General features: G+C 44.6%; 9 protein-coding genes. 3 read left to right on the top strand and 6 right to left on the bottom strand.

Translation table 11 applies throughout. From position 1 onward, the window contains the following. Positions 1-112 precede the first annotated feature (112 nt). The 4 genes from QUA44_RS25730 to QUA44_RS25715 form a co-directional block, all read right to left on the bottom strand. Complete coding sequence (locus QUA44_RS25730; protein WP_333255606.1) at positions 113-1,498, bottom strand: lipid-A-disaccharide synthase-related protein; 1,386 nt, start codon at positions 1,496-1,498, stop codon at positions 113-115. A 389-nt stretch (positions 1,499-1,887) separates the two neighbouring features. After that, the gene (locus QUA44_RS25725) at positions 1,888-7,083 is read right to left on the bottom strand and encodes a PAS domain S-box protein (RefSeq protein ID WP_333255604.1); all 5,196 of its coding nucleotides are present in this window, start codon (positions 7,081-7,083) and stop codon (positions 1,888-1,890) included. 408 nt (positions 7,084-7,491) lie between these two features. Then, complete coding sequence (locus tag QUA44_RS25720; RefSeq protein WP_333255602.1) at positions 7,492-8,784, bottom strand: ATP-binding protein; 1,293 nt, start codon at positions 8,782-8,784, stop codon at positions 7,492-7,494. 183 nt (positions 8,785-8,967) lie between these two features. Further along, positions 8,968-11,286, bottom strand: coding sequence for a tetratricopeptide repeat protein (locus tag QUA44_RS25715; RefSeq protein ID WP_333255600.1), 2,319 nt, complete (start codon positions 11,284-11,286; stop codon positions 8,968-8,970). Between the two features lie 160 nt (positions 11,287-11,446). On the opposite strand from QUA44_RS25715, the gene QUA44_RS25710 reads away from it, so the two are divergent. The 3 genes from QUA44_RS25710 (at position 11,447) to QUA44_RS25700 (ending at position 19,116) form a co-directional block, all read left to right on the top strand. Beyond that, positions 11,447-14,014 (top strand): glycosyltransferase, encoded by a 2,568-nt coding sequence (locus tag QUA44_RS25710; RefSeq protein WP_333255599.1) that lies wholly within the window; start codon positions 11,447-11,449, stop codon positions 14,012-14,014. Between the two features lie 193 nt (positions 14,015-14,207). Next, positions 14,208-17,714, top strand: coding sequence for a glycosyltransferase (locus QUA44_RS25705; RefSeq protein ID WP_333255597.1), 3,507 nt, complete (start codon positions 14,208-14,210; stop codon positions 17,712-17,714). A 73-nt stretch (positions 17,715-17,787) separates the two neighbouring features. Beyond that, the gene (locus tag QUA44_RS25700) at positions 17,788-19,116 is read left to right on the top strand and encodes a GH39 family glycosyl hydrolase (RefSeq protein ID WP_333255595.1); all 1,329 of its coding nucleotides are present in this window, start codon (positions 17,788-17,790) and stop codon (positions 19,114-19,116) included. A gap of 73 nt (positions 19,117-19,189) precedes the next feature. Here QUA44_RS25700 and QUA44_RS25695 read toward each other — a convergent pair whose 3' ends face one another. Further along, positions 19,190-19,489, bottom strand: a complete 300-nt coding sequence (locus QUA44_RS25695) for a contact-dependent growth inhibition system immunity protein (RefSeq protein ID WP_333255593.1) — start codon at positions 19,487-19,489, stop codon at positions 19,190-19,192. After that, positions 19,486-20,025 (bottom strand): RNase A-like domain-containing protein, encoded by a 540-nt coding sequence (locus QUA44_RS25690; RefSeq protein WP_333255591.1) that lies wholly within the window; start codon positions 20,023-20,025, stop codon positions 19,486-19,488. Before QUA44_RS25690 ends, QUA44_RS25695 begins: the two co-directional genes overlap by 4 nt. Positions 20,026-20,324 lie beyond the last annotated feature (299 nt).

Here is a 20,324-nt window from a genome sequence, read left to right as displayed (position 1 = left end):
TAAGGTGCGCCTAGGCGCACCCTACGGAAATTAGTGGTAGTTAGTGAACAATATTTTTTTTTAAGCCAGTAGAATTAAACATACTCGGTAGGGACAAAATATTGTTTTGCTCCTAGTCTATTGCAGGCAATTGAGAATTGCTGCATTCACCGCCGAACCGCTGAATTAAACACTCGGCAATTCTGGCTGCTGCACCGGGTTCTCCCATGCGCCGCCAGCCATTTTCAGCGATTAGCTGCAACCTGTCGGGGTCGCGGAGCAAAGACTGCACGGCGCCGGCAACTTCGGCGGGATGTTTGACTAAAATTAATGACGGGCCTAACAGGCGACTTTGAGCTTCTGCAAAAGCGGGAGTAAATTGCGGGCCGTTTCCGGGAATGGCGATCGCGGGTTTTCCTAAACCTACAAATTGTTCTGTAGCAGTTCCTGCCATTGCTATTGCTAAATCGGCTTCGTACAAACAATCGTTAAAACTTTGCTGAGTCAAAATCATCGTGGCGTTTCTCTGCACAAATGTCAGGGGCAATAGCAAATTAGGAGATTCTTGCTGAATTTCTTGAGCGCTAGAAACAGGAGGCCGCAAAATACTTCCTTCTCGTCGCTGCGTTCTAGTTTCGCCGTCTTGTCGCCAGCCGAAAAATTCTAAACTAGGTCGCAAAGCTTCTAAGTTTAACTCTGGAGAAATGGCTCCGAAAAATAACAATTTGCGATCGGCAAACAGCGACAAAATTCCGGCTACAGCCTCTACTATTAGCAGCCAATTAGCATAGGCTTCCGGCGCTCTAGAACCGGGGAGTAAGGTGATGACGAGCGATCGTTCCCTTTCCCGAAACTCTGCGTCAGGGCCGTAAAAACCGGCTGGGTTTTCCGGTTCGAGTCCGTCCATCATCGGGTTTCCGAGATTGTAAGCGGGAATTCCCAGCTTTTGTAAAGTCTCGGCGGTCAGAGCGTCCCTGGCAAAAACGGCTCTACAGCGCGATCGAGTCATCAACCAGCGCTCCCAAGGCAAATAAACCGATCGCGACCAACTCCACCCACCAAAGACCCTGGATTTGCGAGCCAGAGGCCCGTCCTCGTCCCGCAAATAATACTCGGACTTGGCAGTACCGACAAAGGCATAGGGCGCGCCACCCAGCCAAGCAAACAGCAACGGTACAATATCGCCGCAGGCTAAGATAACCGCGTCTTGATTCCCAGACTGTTGTTGGGTCCGCACCCAAGCGCGGATGGCTTTAAACTGAGCGATTGTCAACTGAAGCAGGCCGCCTTTGACATCGCGCAAAAATTCCCTCCCGTCCATGTAAATAAAGCCGCCCGAAGGCATCCGCTGCACCGGGCCTATAATGCGGGCGTTTTCTAGTTGAGCGAAAGCTTGCCCTTCGCCCACTAGCGGAAACACGGCTAATTCTGGCGGATGCGGGTGCTGTTGCAGTTCCTGCAAGATGCGAAGGGCGATCGCGTCTTCTCCGTGGCCGTTACTGAGGCAAAGTAATTTCAATCCCAACTCTCTCAAAAACTCTATTATCAAAAAATAGCCTGAAAACCCTGCGACTTCGGTCTAGGGATGAAAGGCAACTTTACACTTTAGTTTACCAGAAAAATCTTGTTTGAAATAGTACAAAACACGGTAATGGGGAGCCACAGGAGGCGCTGCTCAAAATCTATACTGTGCCCAAAGATATCTGGCATTTAACAGCAGTTGCTCGGACTCTGGGACACAACTTCTGAAGCGGCAAAATAACTTGTTTAATGTTGGGAGTTACGGCCGCCTGCACTGACAATTGCGCGATAGACAATTGCCAGATATCCGGCTAAATAACGCGGCGGTAAGTTGCTGCACCTCTAAATCATCTGTATGCAGCCAAGCTCTCAACTATGAGAGTCATACTATTTTCCCTCGATATATTGCTTTAAAGTATTCCGAATTTGTTTGAGCTGAAATCCCTTAGCCAGTTGGCGCAGCTTCGAGACAAACGGCACTAAATTAGGTTCTAAACTCTCCAGCTTAGCACTCTCCTCAAAAATTTCTTCAATGTCGCCCATAGCTGCGAGTTTCAAAATTTTTGCTACTGACTCAGAAGCCGCAGGTAACAAAGAAGAATAAGCAGGAAAATCAGAGGCGGGTGACAAACTGGGAGGTTTGCGCTTTTTGTTTTCCGAAGATTCCCCATAAATCCATTCTAGTCCCAAATGCACGCGCAACTGTTCCAAAAAGTGATTTGCTTCGATCGGCTTGGGAAGAAAAGCATCGCACCCTGCGAGGATGCTATCTTGCTGCGTAGCCTCGAAAACGCTAGCTGACATAGCGATTAACACGACATCTTTTAATTCCGGCAACTGCCGCAGTTTTCTTGCAGTTTCTAAGCCATCCATTACAGGCATCCGCAAGTCCATTAAAATCACATTCGGTTGAAATTCAACTGTTTGGCAGAGGCATTCTTGTCCGTTTTGGGCCTCTGCAACCTCAAATCCCAAATGCCGCAGCAGCCTGCACAACAAATCGCGATCCAGTTGATTGTCATCCACGATTAGCACTTTGCGCTTGTTGCCGATAAAACCGACAAACCAGCGTTTTTCCTGCAAAGGAGATACCTCCAAGTACCGTTTAGCTGCTGGCAATTCTAAATCTACCCAAAAAGTGCTGCCTTTTCCCAAAGTGCTGTGGACGCGAATTTCGGTACCCATTAGTTTCGCTAATTTCTGGCTGATCGAGAGTCCGAGACCTGTACCTTCAACAAACGTATTGCCTCCTACTTGGTGGAAAGGCAAAAATATTTCTTCTAACTTGCTTCGCTCTATTCCCGTGCCGGTATCCTCGACTTGAAAGCGGATTTTTAAAGCGTGTTTGGCTGCGATCGGATTGTGGGCGAAGCGCATATAATTTTCTTTCAGTTCCGAACTCAAAGTCGAGAACTCATAATTTTCTCCTTGCCCTCGACTCCAGGCCCCTGTGCCGACATAGCCGACTTTGAAAGTCACACCGCCACTGTTAGTAAATTTAACGGCATTGCTGAGTAAATTTATGAGAATTTGGCGCAATCTTTTTGGATCGACACGAACGCAGCTAGGTAGGGGAGAGACTTGTTCGTAATGGAATAAAATTTCTTTTTGAGAGGCCCGCATCTGAAACAGATCGGCAATGTTTTTCGTAAAATTTATAAAATTTAACTCTTCCGGGTAGAGTTCCATTTTTCTAGCTTCAATTTTGGAAAGATCTAAAACATCGTCGATTAACATCAGCAGGTGTTGGCCACACTGTTGAATATTGCTGAGACTTTCTTGGTGATCTGAGTTTAAGTCTTTGTCGGTTTTGAGGATTTGAGCGTAACCTAAAACGCCGTTTAAAGGCGTGCGTAGTTCGTGGCTCATGTTGGCAAGAAATTCGCTTTTGGCGCGGTTGGCGCTTTCTGCGACTAATGCAGCTTGTTCGAGGGCAGATTCTGCAAGTTTGCGATCGGCAATTTCGGTTTGTGCTTGTTCAAATAGCGTCGATTGCTGGATCGCGATCGCCAATTGCACGCACAATTGCCGGAGGGATTCTATTTCTGAGGAATCCCAGGGACGGGGGCCTCTGCAATCCTGGGCGATCAGCAGTCCCCAAAGCTGATTTTCAGCGGTGGGTTGGGTCTGGGAAATGCTTTCTCGTGCTTTTAAAATCGGCACTATTAAGTTAGCTTTTACTTCAAATCCTTCGAGAAATTTCATGTGGCATTCTGTCAAATTTTCCCGGTAAATATCTTCCATAGATCTAATACAGCCTTGCTGATAAATCTCAACAAATTTCTCTTTAAAACAGCCGTCAATATTGTTAAAATTTTGCAGCGAAATTCTATTGTTTGCCACGGACTCCACAACGACACAACCGCTCCAGTCGGGATTAAAACGGTAAATAACTGTGCGGTCTGTTTGCAAAAATTGCCGCACTTGTTCGACAGCAGCGGTGAGGACTTCTTCTAAATTGAGGGAGGAGCGAATGCGATCGAGCATGGCAACTACTAGCCGTTCTCGCCTTAATTGCTGCAGCAGCGCCATCTCGGCTTTTTTGCGTTCGGTGATGTCGGTCATTACTCCCACTAACCCGATTAAATTGCCAGTTTCATCTTTAATGCAGTCGGCGCGAAATAAAGTTGTTACCAGTTCGTTGCTTTTAGTTTTGATTTTGAGTTCGCCTTGCCAAGATTTGCCTTTACGGATCGTTTTAAACATTTCTAGTAGCACTTTAGTTTTGGGGTATATTGCCGTTGCTCCGCCTGCTGTGTTCAGTTCTTCTGCTGTGTAGCCGTACCGCTGAACAAAGGCTTGATTGTGGTAAATCGATCGCCCTGTCAAGTCAGCAATGCCGATCGCATCGCTGGTGCTTTCTACGGCTTGAGTCACCCGCAGCAGGTTTAATTCGGCTTGTTTGCGATCGGTAATATCTGTAATAGTACCGATATAGCCTTTAATTTCCTGCTTGTCTCCGATTTCTGCAATTGCCTGACCGATTACCCAGATTACACGACCGTCTGGACGCTGAAAGCGGTATTCTGATTTAAAAGGAATTTTCTCAAAAATTGCTCGATGCCATTCATTTTTTACTCGCTCGACATCATCGGGATGTATGGCATTCATCCAGCCTATTTCTGCTGCTACTCCTGCGTTTAATCCCGTAATTTCGCTCCACCGCTGATTCACATAAAGGCAATTTCCCAAAGTGTCGGTGTGGAATATACAAACTGGTGATGCTTCTGCTAAAGTCTGGTAGCGGCGCTGGCTCGATCGCAGTGCTGATTCTACCTGTTTTCTTTTGGTGATATCACGGACGATCGAAATTATCTCACCACCTGCAAGCAGGGTTAGCGAAAGTTCTTGAGGAAAAAGAGTACCGTCTGGCCGCTGACCTGTTACTTCAATATTACAGTATCCTTCTCGATAAAAATTAGGCATTATTTCTCGTTCAATCTGTTGAATTTTGTCTTCTTTATACAGAAATCTCCAACTTTTTTTCAATAACTCGGAGGGATTAGAAAAACCGTACATTTTGAGATAAGCCTGATTTGAATAAATATATTCTTCATTAGCGTTGAGGATGGCGATACCGTCGTTAGCAGCGGCCATTGCTACGGCTTGCCGCTGAAGTTCCGACTCAGCTTGTTTGCGAGAAGTAATGTCGCGACCGGCTGAGTAGATTAAACCTTCTTCACTAAATGGCGATGCCGTCCACAGCAGGCATTTGTAAGAACCATCTTTGCAGATATAGCGGTTTTCAAAGGAGATACTGGACTTACCGGTTATTAGTTTTGCCCCTTCGGCGGCAGTGGCTTCTCGATCATCTGGATGAACAAATTCGATCATTGGCTTGGCAAAAAGTTCAGCACTACTGTAGCCTAAGACCGTTGACCAAGCAGGGTTTAAACGTTTAAAATAGCCGTCGAAACCTACAATGCAAAGCAAGTCTAAGGAGATGGTAAAAAAGCGATCGCGCTCTGTTTGTGCCTGCTTTAACTCAGTAATATCGATCACTAAACCGTCCCAGAGAATATCGCCTTCGCTCCCAGATGTGCTCTGATTATTGAGCCTTTCCGGTCTCGCCGCTCCTTGCAGCCACTTAACTTTTCCCGATGGCACAATCTGCCGCCACTGCTGCTGCCAAGGTTCCAGCGTAGCGGCTGAAACTGCTATAGATGATTCTAAATCTAAGCGATCCTGTGGGTGAAAGCCGGAGAAAATTATTTCTGCATTTTGCTCTATTACTTCTGCCTCTAATTCGTACAGTTCGCGACTACCTGAAGAGACGTAGGGGAAAGACCTTTCTCCAGTTGCTGAGCTTCGGAATTGATAAATTACTCCCGGCAGGTTAGCTACCAGTTTTTGAAATCGATATTCGCTTTGTTCCAAGGCTCTTTGCTGCCGTCTGTACTCGGTAAAATCTCTAATTGTACCAACTATTACTTTACTGCCGTCTGCTCTTTTAAAGATAGTTTTTTTTGTAGAAATAATGCGTTTTTTGCCTGCGGTGTCTGTGAAATTTTCTTCATTTTCCACACAAATTTCCCCGATCAATACTTCTTCATCTTTGAGCCAAAAAACATCCGCTTCTGATTTTGGAAAACAATCATAGTCTGATTTGCCGATCAGTTCTTGTCGCGATTTGCCGAGCAACTGACAAAAAGCATCATTTAATATAATCCAACGGTGCTGCTCGTCTTTGACAAAAATCGGGTCTGGCGTAGCATTTATGGTATGGTTTAAAAATTCTTCTGACGCTTTCAGTTTGGCTTCGTAGCGGTAGCGATCGCTCACGTCCAACACGACTTTAATCATCCGGTCGATCGAGCCGTCTCGGCCGCGGATGCAGCGCAGGGAAATTCGCGTGTGAACTAGGTCGCCGTCTTTTCTGAACCATCTTTTATCACAGATGTAACCGTCGCTCGTACCATCTAAAATCTGAGAAAATTGTTCTATGTTACTGCTCAAATCATCTGGATGAGCCAACTCCAGCCAATGCTTTTGCAAAAGTTCTTCGCGCTCGTAGCCCAGCAAATTGCACAGCGCATCGTTAACTTCTATCCAATTGCAATTTTCACCCATTGCGGGGTCAATAATTGGAGCGATAATAGCAATTCCGATCAGGGAATTTTCCACCACCGAGCGATATTTTTCTTCACTTTTTCGTAAAGCATCTTGACTGTTCTGGCGTTCTATGGCGTAACGGAGCGATCGAATTAACAGTTCGCTGTCGATTTTTCTTTTGACTAAATAATCCTGTACGCCGACCGAAATCAACCGCAGGGCAAGTTCTTCGTCGTTTTGGGCGGTCAAAACTACGATCGGCACATTTACCCCGTACTCTTGTACGCGAGCCACCGTCTCGATTCCCAGACTATCTGGCAGTGAAAGGTCTAATAAAATTATGTCAAAAGTTTCTTGATTCAATCGCTGCTGCGCTTCACTGAGGCGCTCTACTTTCGTCAGCACTATACGCTGCGCGCCGCCAATTTCTGACAGCAAATCTTCAATCAGCTCAGCTTCATGAGAGTTGTCTTCTACTAACAGAACTTTCAAGCAGATAGGAGGCAAAGCTAAGTCAAAAACTGCTTTCATAATATTTGTTAACCAATAAAAAATATTAAACTAACTTGAATTTTACCTTTTATTTTCAGGGCAGTCATTCAATTGCCAGTACACATACATCGAGCGTCAGATTGGAGAGAGTAAGCAAGCGCTACAAAAATTCTGTTTATTTAAAATTTTATCACGTACTAACTAGACTGTCAACGTAAAATAATTTTTATTTTAACTGACAATTTATACCACTTAAAAAAAATGCAACTGTAGCCCATCTCCCCACCGCGATAGTCACAGTCCTTCCCAATTCTTCAATTCTTTCATCTGCCATATTCAATAGTATTAATTTATAGATTATATCTTCTAGGTTAGGATTTATAATAGACAAAGTAATTAATTTTACCTACCTTATAGCTTATACCTTTGGCCGAAGTTATGTCTCAATTAAGCGAGAGTAAAGTGAAACGTAGAACCTTGCTCCGGTTCAGATTCCACCCAGATACATCCGCCGTGAAGTTCCACAATCTTTTGACAAATTGCTAAACCAATACCTGTCCCCGAATATTCTCTTTGAGTATGCAAGCGCTGGAAAATTTGAAAGATACGTTGTTGATGCTGGGGAGCAATCCCAATTCCATTATCTGAGACAGAAATTAACCAGTTTTCATCCTGTTTGCAAGCGGTAATATGAACCACAGGCGGTGCATCGTGGCGATATTTAATCGCATTGCTGACTAAATTTTGAAATAGCTGTACGAGTTGAGAAATATCCCCCATTAGCGCTGGTAATTCGCTGTAAGTGACAACGGCTTTAGTCTCGCGGATCGCCCCTTGCAGGTTCGCGAGTGCTTGCTCAACTGCATGATTGCAATCTGTCAGTTGAAAAGGTTTCCGACTCCGGCCAACGCGCGAATATTCGAGTAAATCGTCAATTAAAGTTTGCATTCTGGTGCAGCCCTGAACGATATTGCCGATAAACTTACTACCTTGGTTGTCGAGTTGGTCTTTGTAGCGTTTTTCTAAAAGTTGAGCGTAACTGGCAATGGTTGCTAAAGGCGCTTGCAAGTCGTGAGAAGCCACATAAGCAAATTGTTCTAGTTCCGCATTTGAACGCGCCAATTCTTGGTTAGATTTTAATAGAGCAGATTCGGCGCGCTGGCGATGCGATATCTCTTGTTGGAGTACCAAATTTTGCTCTTGCAGAGCTTTTTCAACGGCGCGACGAGTGCTGATTTCTTGTTGCAAGATTTGGTTTTTTTCCTGAAGAGTTTTTTCGACTGCTAAGCGGCTCGTGATTTCTTCTTGCAGCAGCATATTTTGTTCTTTTAGCTGCTTTTGTAAATTCCGCAGGCTGAGGTGACTTTCGATGCGGGCGAGCACTTCTTCAAACTGAAATGGCTTGCTGATATAGTCAACAGCTCCCACAGCAAATGCGTTTACTTTGTCGAAAATTTCATCTTTAGCGCTGATAAAAATTACCGGAATTTCGCGAGTTTTAGGCTCTAATTTCAAGTGCTGACAGACTTCGTAGCCGTTCATTTCCGGCATCATTATGTCGAGCAAAATCAAATCTGGTGGATTAGAATTGCAGGCTCTCAGAGCCATTTTTCCGTTAATCACGCAGCGGGGGGTGTACCCCCTCTGAGTCAACATCGTAGACAACAGACGCAGGTTTTCTGCTGTATCGTCTACTACTAAAATGTTTCCTAACGGCGTCTCTGGTTGGTGATTGTTCATTGATTATTTCCCAGTTCCTGTTTTCTTCACAAAAAATGTTGGCAGCTATTTTATTTAGGACTTACGGAAAACACCCGGTTTCTAGTAGGAATATTGGGGAAAGAAAACGAGGAATCCGCTCATAAACCGGGTGTTTAGCCGTTGGTGCACAAGCAAGTCCTCTTATTATTCGTTTAGCAATCCTCAAATCCCCAGCAGCAGAGTCAGAGCATTATTGTCCCAAGTCAATCCTTTGTCTAAAACGTTAAATCCCGCGACTTTGCACATAGCTTCTAAAGCAGTAGCTGTAGGCAGCCACCAGCACGCCGCAAAATTGTTCATGTCAAAAACTGCTTTCTCAGTTATCCCTATAAGTGGGTTGTTGTTGATGTAGAGCTGCCAATAAGCTGTTAAAATAGCTCGTTCGGCGTCGTCCAAAGCAGGAATAAACATTACTCCAGAAGGGGGAAGTTCATAGCGTCCTAACTCATTCTCTATAACTTCTTGGGTAATAGCTGAAGTGAAAACTAAATGCTCGCGAGTTATCTGACGCAAGGCAACTAAAATCTGCAACGGATGGGGGTGGTGGTACAAAACTCCTGCACAGTGAACTACATCGTAAGGTTCGCCAATGTCTGTAAGTTGAATCTGAGTGATATCTTGATTGATACAGTGATAATTAGCAATATTTAAACTTGTCATCCGATCGTGAAAATCTTGCCACCAGTGCATGGATGCCGGCATGGCATCAATCATTGTCAGAGAAACTGCACCGTATTTGCTAGCTACAGATACTTTTTCGCTGACAGTTCCCCACAAGCCGCCGACTTCTGCAAAAGTCTTGCCTTTGGCGACTCGGGCGATATAACGATCGCGAATATCCTTAGCTTCTAACTCTAATAATAGAGTAGATTCCCCTGTTTGACGCTGTTTTTCTAAAATTTCCTCTAATTTTTGGGATATTTCTGGATCTTTTGGTCTAATTTCTAATGCCATCAAGTACAACATTATGGCTTCGTTACGCCGATCGCTTTCAGCAAAGTTTTGGGCTATTTCGCAGTAAAATTCAGGAGCGTGCAGCGGCTGCATTTGGTGGTGATAGTAGCTAGTTGCTACATCTGAATCAACCGGAGTTCTTTTAATGAGAGCATTACCTAACTTTATGTAAATTCCCGGTAGAGACGGCTCGATTTTAAGCGCACAAAGGTAGGCGGAAACAGCATCGTTCCATGCGTGACTTTCACTTAAAGCATCACCTAAATTGTAATAAGACCAAGAAATACTGGGATTAAGTTCAATAGCACGTTGGTAAGCGGTAGCGGCAGCTTTCCACTGTTGGGTTTTTAACAGCACTTCTCCTAAATTGTGGTAAGTCCAAGAGAATTCTGGATTGAGTGCGATCGCCCGCCGATAAGCGAGTGTTGCTGGGGGAAATTTTTGAAGTTTAACTAAAGTCAAAGCTAAGTTATAATGAGACCAAAATAAATCTGAATTAAGTGCGATCGCCCGTTCGTATGCAGCCTCAGCTTCCGACCAGTTTTCTAGTTTAAAAAGAGCATCTCCTAACTTGTGAAAAGCTGCGAAAAAATTCTGGTCTACTTCAGTAGCGCGCTGGTAAGCAGCAGCGGATTCAGACCATTCTTCTAATCGATCGCAAGCTGCACCGATGCTGTAGTAAGACCAAGAATAATCCGGGTTAATTTCAACAGCCGTGCGGTAGGCGATCGCAGCTTCTTGCCATTTTTCTAAATTGAGCAGTACGCTGCCTAAGTTGTAGTATGACAAAAAAGAATTGGGATTTAAATCAATACTTTTTCGGTAGGCAGCCTCCGCTTCGCGCCAGAGTTCCTTAGCTTGCAAAACATGGCCTAATTTGTAATGAAACTCCGAAATCTCCGGCTGGAGTTGAATAGCTTTGCGGTAGTTAACAATAGCTTCGTCCCACTGTTTCAACTCGCTAGCAGCTTCTGCTATTTTGCAATAAGCTTCGCAAAAGCTGGGGTTTAAATAAATCGTGCGGTGGTAACAAACTAGCGCTTTTTCTGGCTTATTTTGGGCAAGCAAAGTATTACCTAAATCGAGATATTCTTCTGCTATTTCTATCGGCTCCACGATTAGTGCTTGATACCAACAGTCTGCTGCTTCTTCAGCTTGACCGACTTGGGTAAATATCCGGCTCAAATTACGGTAAAATCCTGCAAAGTTTGGTTGCAGGGAGATGGCTTTTTGGTAACAGGCGATCGCCTCTTGCCACTGTTCCAATGTAGCGCAGAGAGTGCCGAGGTTAGCAAAAGCTTCGGCAAAATCGGGTTGCAGGGCGATCGCAACTTTATACCAATACCTTGCGTCTTCTAGTTTACCCTGAGCTTGCAGCGCCTTTCCCAAGGTCTTGCAAGTCTCTGCAGAGTTGGGTTCCGATGCCAAAACTTGTTGGCAAAGTGCGATCGCCCGCTCAAAGTTCCCTGTAGCTAAATAAAGTTCTGCCTGTTGCTGAAAATTCACCTGCGCTGTTTCCGAATTCATTTTTTCTTTTCCTTTTGAGTAATCATTCCATGTAAGATTATATGCTACAATTGGCCAAACTTCAAGTTTCTGTAAGTAGAGCTAGCGAGCACAGAATAGTGCTGAATGTTCGCGAGATTAATATAAACTAGACAGTAATAGGTTAACAGCGAGCTAAATAATGTCAACAGTCAATCCAACACCGCTAATCAGCGTAATTATACCTGTATATAATGGCGATCGCTACATCGTACAAGCGGTGGAAAGCGCCCTAGGTCAAACTTTTACTAATTTGGAGATTATAGTTGTAGATGACGGTTCTAGCGATCGCACGCAGCAAGTATTGCAGCCTTATTTTGACATAATTCGCTACATATATCAGGAAAATCAAGGAGTAGCAGTCGCCAGAAATATTGCTTGCCAACTAGCGCAAGGCGAGTTTTTGGCATTTTTAGATGCCGATGACTATTTCCTACCATCCAAGCTAGAGAAACAACTAGCTTGCTTTGAGGCTGATCCCACCTTAGATATGGTGCAAACAGGTTGGCTGATCGTCGATGAAACCGGGCGAGAGATTTCTGCTGTCAAGCCTGGGCAGCAAGCGTCTAAATTAGATTTAGAAAGCTTTATTCTATATAAATGCGTGCGACCGAGTGCGATGATGCTGCGCCGAAAGTGGTGGGAAAAATTGGGCGGTTTCGATTCTCACTTTCCACTAGCAGAAGATTTAGACTTTGCCTTGCGTTTAGCTTTAAAGGGGTGCAAAGCAGTTTGGTTAGAAGAGATTCTTACCTGTTATCGCCAGCACAATTCTAGTCTCATGTCAAGCGGTTTTCGCGTAATGAAGAATATAGAAATTGTGATGAAAAAATTCTTCGCTCGACCCGATTTGCCTCAGTCAATCCGGCAGTTAAAAAACCAGGAACGCTATCAATGCTTAAAGTGGCTGGCATGGCGGATGTATCGCGACGGCCATTTAGCAGAAATGGCACAGTGTTTAGAAGAGTCATTACAATATACGCCTTTTTCGCCCACAAAAACCGTTTTGAATTGGCTAGAAAGTTTTCAGATGGCTTCGGAAGAATATGGGGAAATTTTTGACGCTTATTCGCTGAGTAAGTTAGCGGAATGGCAAGAGATAATTCTGATGGTGATGACTAATCCACCCCAATCTCAACAGAGTTCTATTCCCACACCTTCACAAGCGCGTGAAGCGAAGCTATTCCGTAGGGAAACGCACATTCTACTCTACAACACCGATGATCCGGGCGTGGGAGGATTAGCGCAGTACAATCATGCCATTCTTTGTCAGTTAGCCTTATTAGGCTATCGAGTCACTTGCGTGCAGACCAAACATACTAGCCCCTTGCTGGAGCGAGAACGAGAGTTAGGTATAGAGCACTTGTGGCTGGATTTTAGCGGCCATAAAGATTTACAGCGGGTGTTAAGAAATACTCAGGATGCACGAGAGCTTTTTGCTAGCAATCAACCCGATATGATTATTTTTAGCGATGGTTGGCCCTTTTCCAATTTTGCAGCTAAACAGGTAGTTATTGAAATGGGAATACCATACATGATGGTGATTGGGTTAGTTATGCCAGAACACGCAACTTTTGCCTGCGGGGATGTAGTGCCTTATGTAGAAGGAGTGCTTCACCACTGCCTGCAAGCTAGGGCCTTGATTGTTGGCGCTTACGAACATTTGAATTTATTGTGCCAACATTTCAAGTTGCCAAAAGAGCGAGGACAAGTAATTTACTTGGGGCGTTCTCCCAAATATTTTGCACCTCCTAATGCTGCGGCTCGTCAACGCCTGCGACAAGAAATAGACATTCCTGAAGATGCGATTGTCTGTTTCACATCTGCTCGATTGGCATCGATTAAAGGGCATCGATATCAGATTGAAGCAATCAAGCAGTTGCAGCAGTCTCCTGTGTGGTCTAAACTGTATTTTGTCTGGGCAGGAACGGGTGAGGGAAGCGCTGATAATGTAGAAATAGAATTGAGGGAAACTATTAAAGAGTTAGGGGTGAGCGATCGCGTGAAGGCGATCGGACAGCGCTGGGATATCCTAGATTGGCTGGATGCTAGCGACATATTCATTTTGACTTCTGTGGCAGATGCAGCGCCTTCTCTTGCAGTCATGGAAGCGATGGCTAAGGGATTGCCGGTAGTTGCAACGGCGGTGGGTGGCATTCCTGAAGGGCTTGGCGATGCTGGGAAATTGTTGCCCGATCCGAATAGCGATCCAGAGGGAACCGCGAGGGAATTGGCGAAAACTGTAGAATCTTGGGCAATGAATCCAGAATTACGCCATCAAATCGGTCAAGCTTGCAAGCAGCGGGCCGAGAAAGTGTTTAAAGAGGAACGGATGTTAGCAGAGTCGATGGAGGCGATCGAAAAAGCTTTACTTTGCGATCGTCAAACAGATCAATTTGTTACTCAAAAACAGGTGCAGAGGTCAATGGCGAAAATAGAAAACCGGGTGCACTACAGCTCTTTAGTGTGGAATGCTTGGCAGGCTTACTGTCAAGAAGATCTAAGCGGAATGCAGAAGTCGCTTCAAAAATCTTTGAAGTACACACCTTTCTTGAGTACAGAAACGCTATTAAACTGGGTAGAATATTTTGGAAATTTTTCGTCAACCAAAGGGCATAATTTAGATACATATTCTCTAATTAATTCAGCAGAATGGCAACAATTGGTTTATGATTTACAGGGTGTTGAATCTGTATTTTCTGCACGATAAAATAACAGATTAACATTTTAAATTGGGATTCCTGTCAGCAGTAGAATTGCATCTTCCTTCTTCCTTCTTCCTGACATCCGTTACATCGGTTACATAATCCGTTGCCGAACTTCCTTCTGTCTGACATCCGTTACATCCGTTACATCCGTTTCAGAATCCGTTGCCGAACCCTTCCTTATCACCGAGAAAACTCATGTCAATGGCAAATTCGACACCGCGAGTAAGTGTAATTATTCCAGCATATAATGGCGATCGCTACATCGGGCAAGCGGTAGAAAGCGTCATCAGCCAAACCTATAAAAACTGGGAAATTATCGTCGTAGACGACGGCTCAACCGACGACACCCGCCAAGCATTGCAGCCTTATTTTGACAAAATTCGCTATGTTTATCAGGAAAACCAAGGAGTAGCTGCCGCCCGCAACCGAGGAATTCAGGAATCCCGATGTGAATTAATTGCTTTTTTAGATCAAGATGACTTTTTCTTGTCCGATAAGTTAGCTGGGCAAGTTGCGTTATTTGACGCTCAGCCATCACGAGGAATTGTTAATAGTGGCTGGCGAATGGTTAAAGAGCAAGGCGAAAGTATTTTCGATGTAACACCCTGGGAATACTTGCCTCAGCTAGACTTAAAAACCTGGATTGTTTATATGCCCCTACTTCCCAGCGCCATGATGTTTTCACGGCAGTGGCTGGAACGAGTCGGTGGCTTTGATTCTCAGTATGATTCAGTAGATGATGCCGACTTAATCTTGCGTTTAGCACTATCTGGTTGCGAAGCTGCTTGGTTGCCTCAAGTGACAGTATGCTACCGCCAGCACGGGCAAAATGTGTCCATCCAGAGAGCGCTAAAACAGGCAAACCTTTGTATTCAATTAAAGCAAAATTTTTTCAGTAGAGCCGACTTGCCAGAGGACATTCGCCAATTAGAAAAGCAGGCGTTGTATGAAGCTCTGACATGGATGGCGTGGCAACTTTACTACAGCGGCTATCCGGCAGAAATGACTGACTATTTGCAAAAATCTTTAGATTATACCCCGTACTCCCTGACAGCAACTATAGCAGATTGGGTAAAGCGCATCACTGAAATTGCTAAGACCTACGGCTGCAGTATCGATGCCATTTCTCTCAGAAAATTACCAGAATGGAAACAGTTAATGGCTAGTATTATTACCCCCAAAAAAGTGCGCGTCAGTGTCATCATCCCGGCTTACAACTGCGATAGCTACATTGTCAGATCCGTAGAGAGTGTTCTGGGTCAGACTTATCAAAACTGGGAAATTATCGTCGTAGACGACGGCTCAACTGACAACACTCGCCAAGTTTTAGCACCTTACCTAGATTTAATTCAATACATCTATCAAGATAACCAAGGAGCAGCAATTGCTCGAAATCATGCTTGCAAGTTAGCCAAAGGGGAATTTTTAGCTTTTCTAGATGCTGACGACTTCTTCTTACCCGAAAAACTAGAAAAACAAGTAGCTTGCTTTGACGCTGACCCCACATTAGATATGGTGCAAACAGGTTGGGTTATTGTTGACAAAAACGAGAAAGGCATCTATGGAGTAAAGCCTTGGGAAGAAGCACCAAAATTAGATTTAGAAGCCTTTGTTTTCTACAAATCAGTGCGTCCCAGCGCCATGATGCTGCGGCGAGAGTGGTGGGAACGCTTAGGAGGTTTCGATCATCGCTTGCCGCCAACCGAAGATTTAGATTTTGTGCTACGTTTAGCTTTAAAAGGCTGCAAGTCAGTTTGGTTAAAAGAGATATTAACCTGCTATCGTCAGCACGAAAGCAATATCATGTCTAACGGCTGCAAATTAATGAAAAATACGGAAATTTTGATGGAGCAATTTTTCGCGCGGCCAGATTTGCCTCAGCACATCCGCGACTTGAAACGGGCGGAACGTTACAAGTGTTTCGTATGGATAGCATGGCGGATGTACCGCGACGGATATTTGCCAGAAATGGTCGAATGTCTGGAAAAATCTCTGTATTACACTCATTTGACAGGCACTGAAACTGTTTTTAATTGGCTGGAAACTTTTAAGGGTGTTTCAGAACAGTACGGCTACAACTTTGATGCCTATGCCTTAACCAATTTACAGGAATGGCAAGACATAGTGGCGATCGCAGCTAACAATCCTTATCAGTTTCAATCGGCTCCTAGTTCGATTTATCGGCAGCAAACAAAGCACGTACTCCTGTACACAGAAGACTCAGGAGTCGGCGGTTTGGCTCAGTTCAACCACTCGCTGATGTGTAAATTAGCGGAGGATGGCTACCGAGTTACCAGCGTTCAAAGTCAAGCTTCTAACCCTTTAATTACCGAACAAAAACAGCTAGGTATCGAACATATTTGGCTAGAGTTCGATACGATGAAAGAGTTTTTGCGAATTGCTTACAATTTGGATGATGCTAAAAAGATTTACGCCCAGGCTCAACCGGATTTAATTATATTTAGTGACGGCTGGCCGATGGCTAACTTTGCAGCTAAACAAGTTGCGATCGAGCAAAATATACCATACATAATCAGTCTGGGTTATATCAATCGCAATTATGAAACCTTCGATCGCGGCGATCAAATTCCCTATTTCGATGCAGTTGCCTACCAGTACATGGTAGCGAAAGCAGCAGTAGCAGTTTCCCACGAGAATTTAAACTTGTTCCAAAGTCTATTTAAAGCGCGTCTCGAACGAGGAAAAGTAATCTATTATGGCAGACCAAATAGTTATTTTGAGCCGCAGAATCTTTCCACTCGCCAACGCCTGCGTCAAGAACAAGGAATCCCCGAAAATGCTGTTGTTTGTTTCACGGCGGCGAGATTGACTCCAATTAAAGGATATCAGTATCAATTGCAGGCGATCGCGCAATTGAAAAATCGTCCAATTTGGCCCCAAATTTACTTTGTTTGGGCCGGGCCTGGGTCTACTACTCACGACAATCTGGAACCTGAACTAAGAGCAACTGTGAGCAAATTGGGAGTAGAAGAACAGGTTAAATTCTTAGGACAGCGCTGGGATATTGCCGATTGGCTAGACGCCAGCGACATCTTTATTTTATCTTCCGAAGCTGAGGGGATGCCGCTAGCAATTATGGAAGCAATGGCGAAAGGATTGCCCATAATTGCCACAGCAGTCAGCGGGATTCCTGAAGAATTGGGAGATACGGGAAAGTTACTGCCCGATCCTACAATCGACCCCGAAGGCACAGTAAAAGAATTGATAAAAACGGTAGAAATATGGGCAGAAAATCCCGAATCGCGTAGACTTGCAGGACAAGCGTGCAAAGCGCGAGCCCAAGAACTCTTCAAAGAAGAACGGATGCTTCGGGAATATGGAGAAATAATTGAACAGGCATTTGTAAGCGACCCTGAGATCGACAGTTTCTCTATTAGTCCGAAACTCAAAAAGCAGGTACAGCAAGTGGATAGACTGCTGAAATACTATTATTTAGTGTGGAAAGCTTGGGATGCTTACAATAACGGAGATATGTCCGAGATGGTGAATAATTTGCAATCTGCTTGGGCTTGCACGCCTTATTTTACTACAGAAACTATCTTTGATTGGGTGAAAAATTTTGGTATTTTTGCTTCCGAGAAAGGAGTTCCGTTCGATACCAACGAGCTGATAAACTCCCGCTCGTGGCAACAAGTGATAGAATCCATACAGGGTTTTGAAGTGTTTTCATCTGTTCGTTAAAACTGAGCTCTTGCAGCATTCTTAGGAACGGGCTCTCCGGCCCATTCCACAAAACATCAACCACAGAAAAGATATGCAATTTACATTCAAGTTCCCACGGATTAATAAACTGCTGCCAATTGGTTTAGCTATTGTCACTGTTCTGTTAATAGCGTATTGGGGACAGCCAAGAGCGATCGCCCAAGTGCGATCGAACGTTACAGTAGATTTTGGACAGCCAGCCACCGGTACAATTTCCATGAGTGGCATCCTGCACGGAATCGACACCGCAAAACCGCCGGATAGCTCGATCAAACCCTTGCAGCCCAAACTTTGGCGGGCGGGGAGACTCGATATTTATGATCGAGTAATCGCCAGCGGAGCCGAGTTTCAGTTAGTCGTTAGCGACTTGTGGGGCTACGGTAGCAATCCCAATGGGTGGCCCTATCAAAACTACCCTGCGTGGGAAGCATTCATCCGACAGTTAGCCCAGCAAAATAAAGGCAAAAAAATTATTTGGGATGTATGGAATGAACCAGATCTAAAAAATCCGTTTTGGAATGGAAGCAGAGAACAATTCTTTGAAACCTACAAAAGAGCTTACAAAATTTTGCGAGAAGAATTGGGACCGTCAGCAATGATTGGCGGGCCAAGCCTCGGCCACTACAGCAAAGAATATCTCGCCGCTTTTTTGGATTACTGCAAGGCTAACAAACTTGAAGTAAACTTCCTCTCATGGCACGAACTCAACGACACGATGATTTTATTTGTTGACGATCACGTAATTGAGGCTAAACGCAATTTTCAGCAAAGTCCCTCTTACAAGGAACTGAAATTGCAAAAAATTTACGTCAACGAAATTGTCGGGAACTTAGCGCAGTACCAGCCGGGGGAAATCTTAGGTTATTTGTATAACTTAGAGTATGCAAAAGCTGACGGTGCTTGCAGAGCTTGTTGGGAGAGTAAAGGGCCAAATAAAGTTAGCAATTGCTTCAACAATACGCTGAGTGGGATGGTCACGCCTAATACTTTTGAACCGAGAGCAGCTTGGTGGACTTACAAAGCTTATGCTGAGGGAGTTAATTCGCGGGTGCGGAGTTGGTCAAATAACAATCGCCTTGTCGCTTTAGCCAGCAAGTCAAATCCTGAAGGTAAAGCACAGATACTTTTAGGTTATTTCGACCCCAATTTTTCCTCAGCAACAACGGTAACATTAACCCTCGGCAATTTGGAGCAGCTAGGTATTCAAAGAGGTCAGAAAATTACTCTAAAATTAGAAAAAATTCCCAACAATCAAGAAGGAGCAGTGCCACAGCTTGTCACCGTTAAAGAAGAAATTTTTTCAGTGGGGAGTGGCAGCTTGGCTTATGTTATCCCTAATTTCAACGTCCACGAAGGCTACTTATTGACGGTTAGCAAGTGAGCTAGCAATCCTATTGAATTGCGGACAATTTGTAGGGACACGGCACGGCCGTGTCCTTACAAATATATAGATTTTATCTGGGATTATTCAAAGATTTTTGCACCGATTCCAACCACTCTCGGACTGTTTGATTTTCGGATTGTGGGTCGTAGTAACACCCTAATTCATCAAGGATGAATGTTTCTAAGTCGGCTGGGGCGATCGGCATTTCGAGCAGTTTGCTGAGCTCTTGCGATGCAGCTTCAACACTTGCGGGCGGTTCGCTGCTGCGGTAGTTGTTCACTACATCGCTGGGAGTGTCAGCTTCTAACGGCCAGTCTTGGTGAAAGTAGGAACTGAAAAATTGGGTTAAACGAGGAAATTGATTTATCATTCGGGATAGGCTGTGAGAATAAAGTATCCGGGAGGTAATTTGGCGCTGCGCTGGAGGACGATTCTCAGGCGAGATGCTGAATTTGCTTTGGATGCGCGGCGACGCAGAGTAATGCCAATTATTCTGTTGGCGTTGTAGTCGATCGTATAACGGTTGCCGCGACTTTTCACCCAGGAGTCGATCGCACTTTGATTTCTGTTCATTGCTTCCCCAATAGCCGCTTCGGCGACGGAACGGTCACTAAAAGAAGATGCGGCAGAAATTCTCGTTTCGCTTGCGAGTCGCTGTGCTAGTTGTGCTTCTGTTTTCCCAACGTGTCTCTCTAAAGTGTGTCCTCCTGCTGCTTCGTGAAAATCTAATCCGCCGCCCGGTATGTTGGGCACAAAAGCTATGGTGGTTTGTGGTATGGTTGAGCCTTCCGGTGCAACAACCGTGGCGTAAACACCAGGTATTGCCGATTGGAATAATATAATTATTGAGGCGATCGCACAGAGGATACCTAAAAACTTTTTTAGGCGATCGAGTTGATTTTTCATGGCTGTTGAATGTCTTTCTTATATTTAGTATAGGTGTTGGCTTTTTGTGTCTATTTCCTAATCTACCATTCCTAAGTTATAAATTACGCGTAGCATTTAAATATACGGTGTGCAGTGCGCGCCCTACTGTTAGTTAGAAATTGCGCGCAATATTCAAATACATAGTTCTCCGCGCGCACCCTAGGAATGAGAATTAAATAACTTCCACAAGTTTGTGGGATGGGCGTCCCCCCCGGCCTTTTTGGACGGGCGGGACGCCCATCCCACAATAAAAATTAAAAATGTAAGTTATTTAATTC

This window comes from Microcoleus sp. N9_A2, assembly GCF_036701775.1.
GTDB lineage: Bacteria > Cyanobacteriota > Cyanobacteriia > Cyanobacteriales > Microcoleaceae > Microcoleus.
Note: the sequence above shows the minus strand (reverse complement) of the source record. Positions and strands in the feature narration are given on the sequence as shown.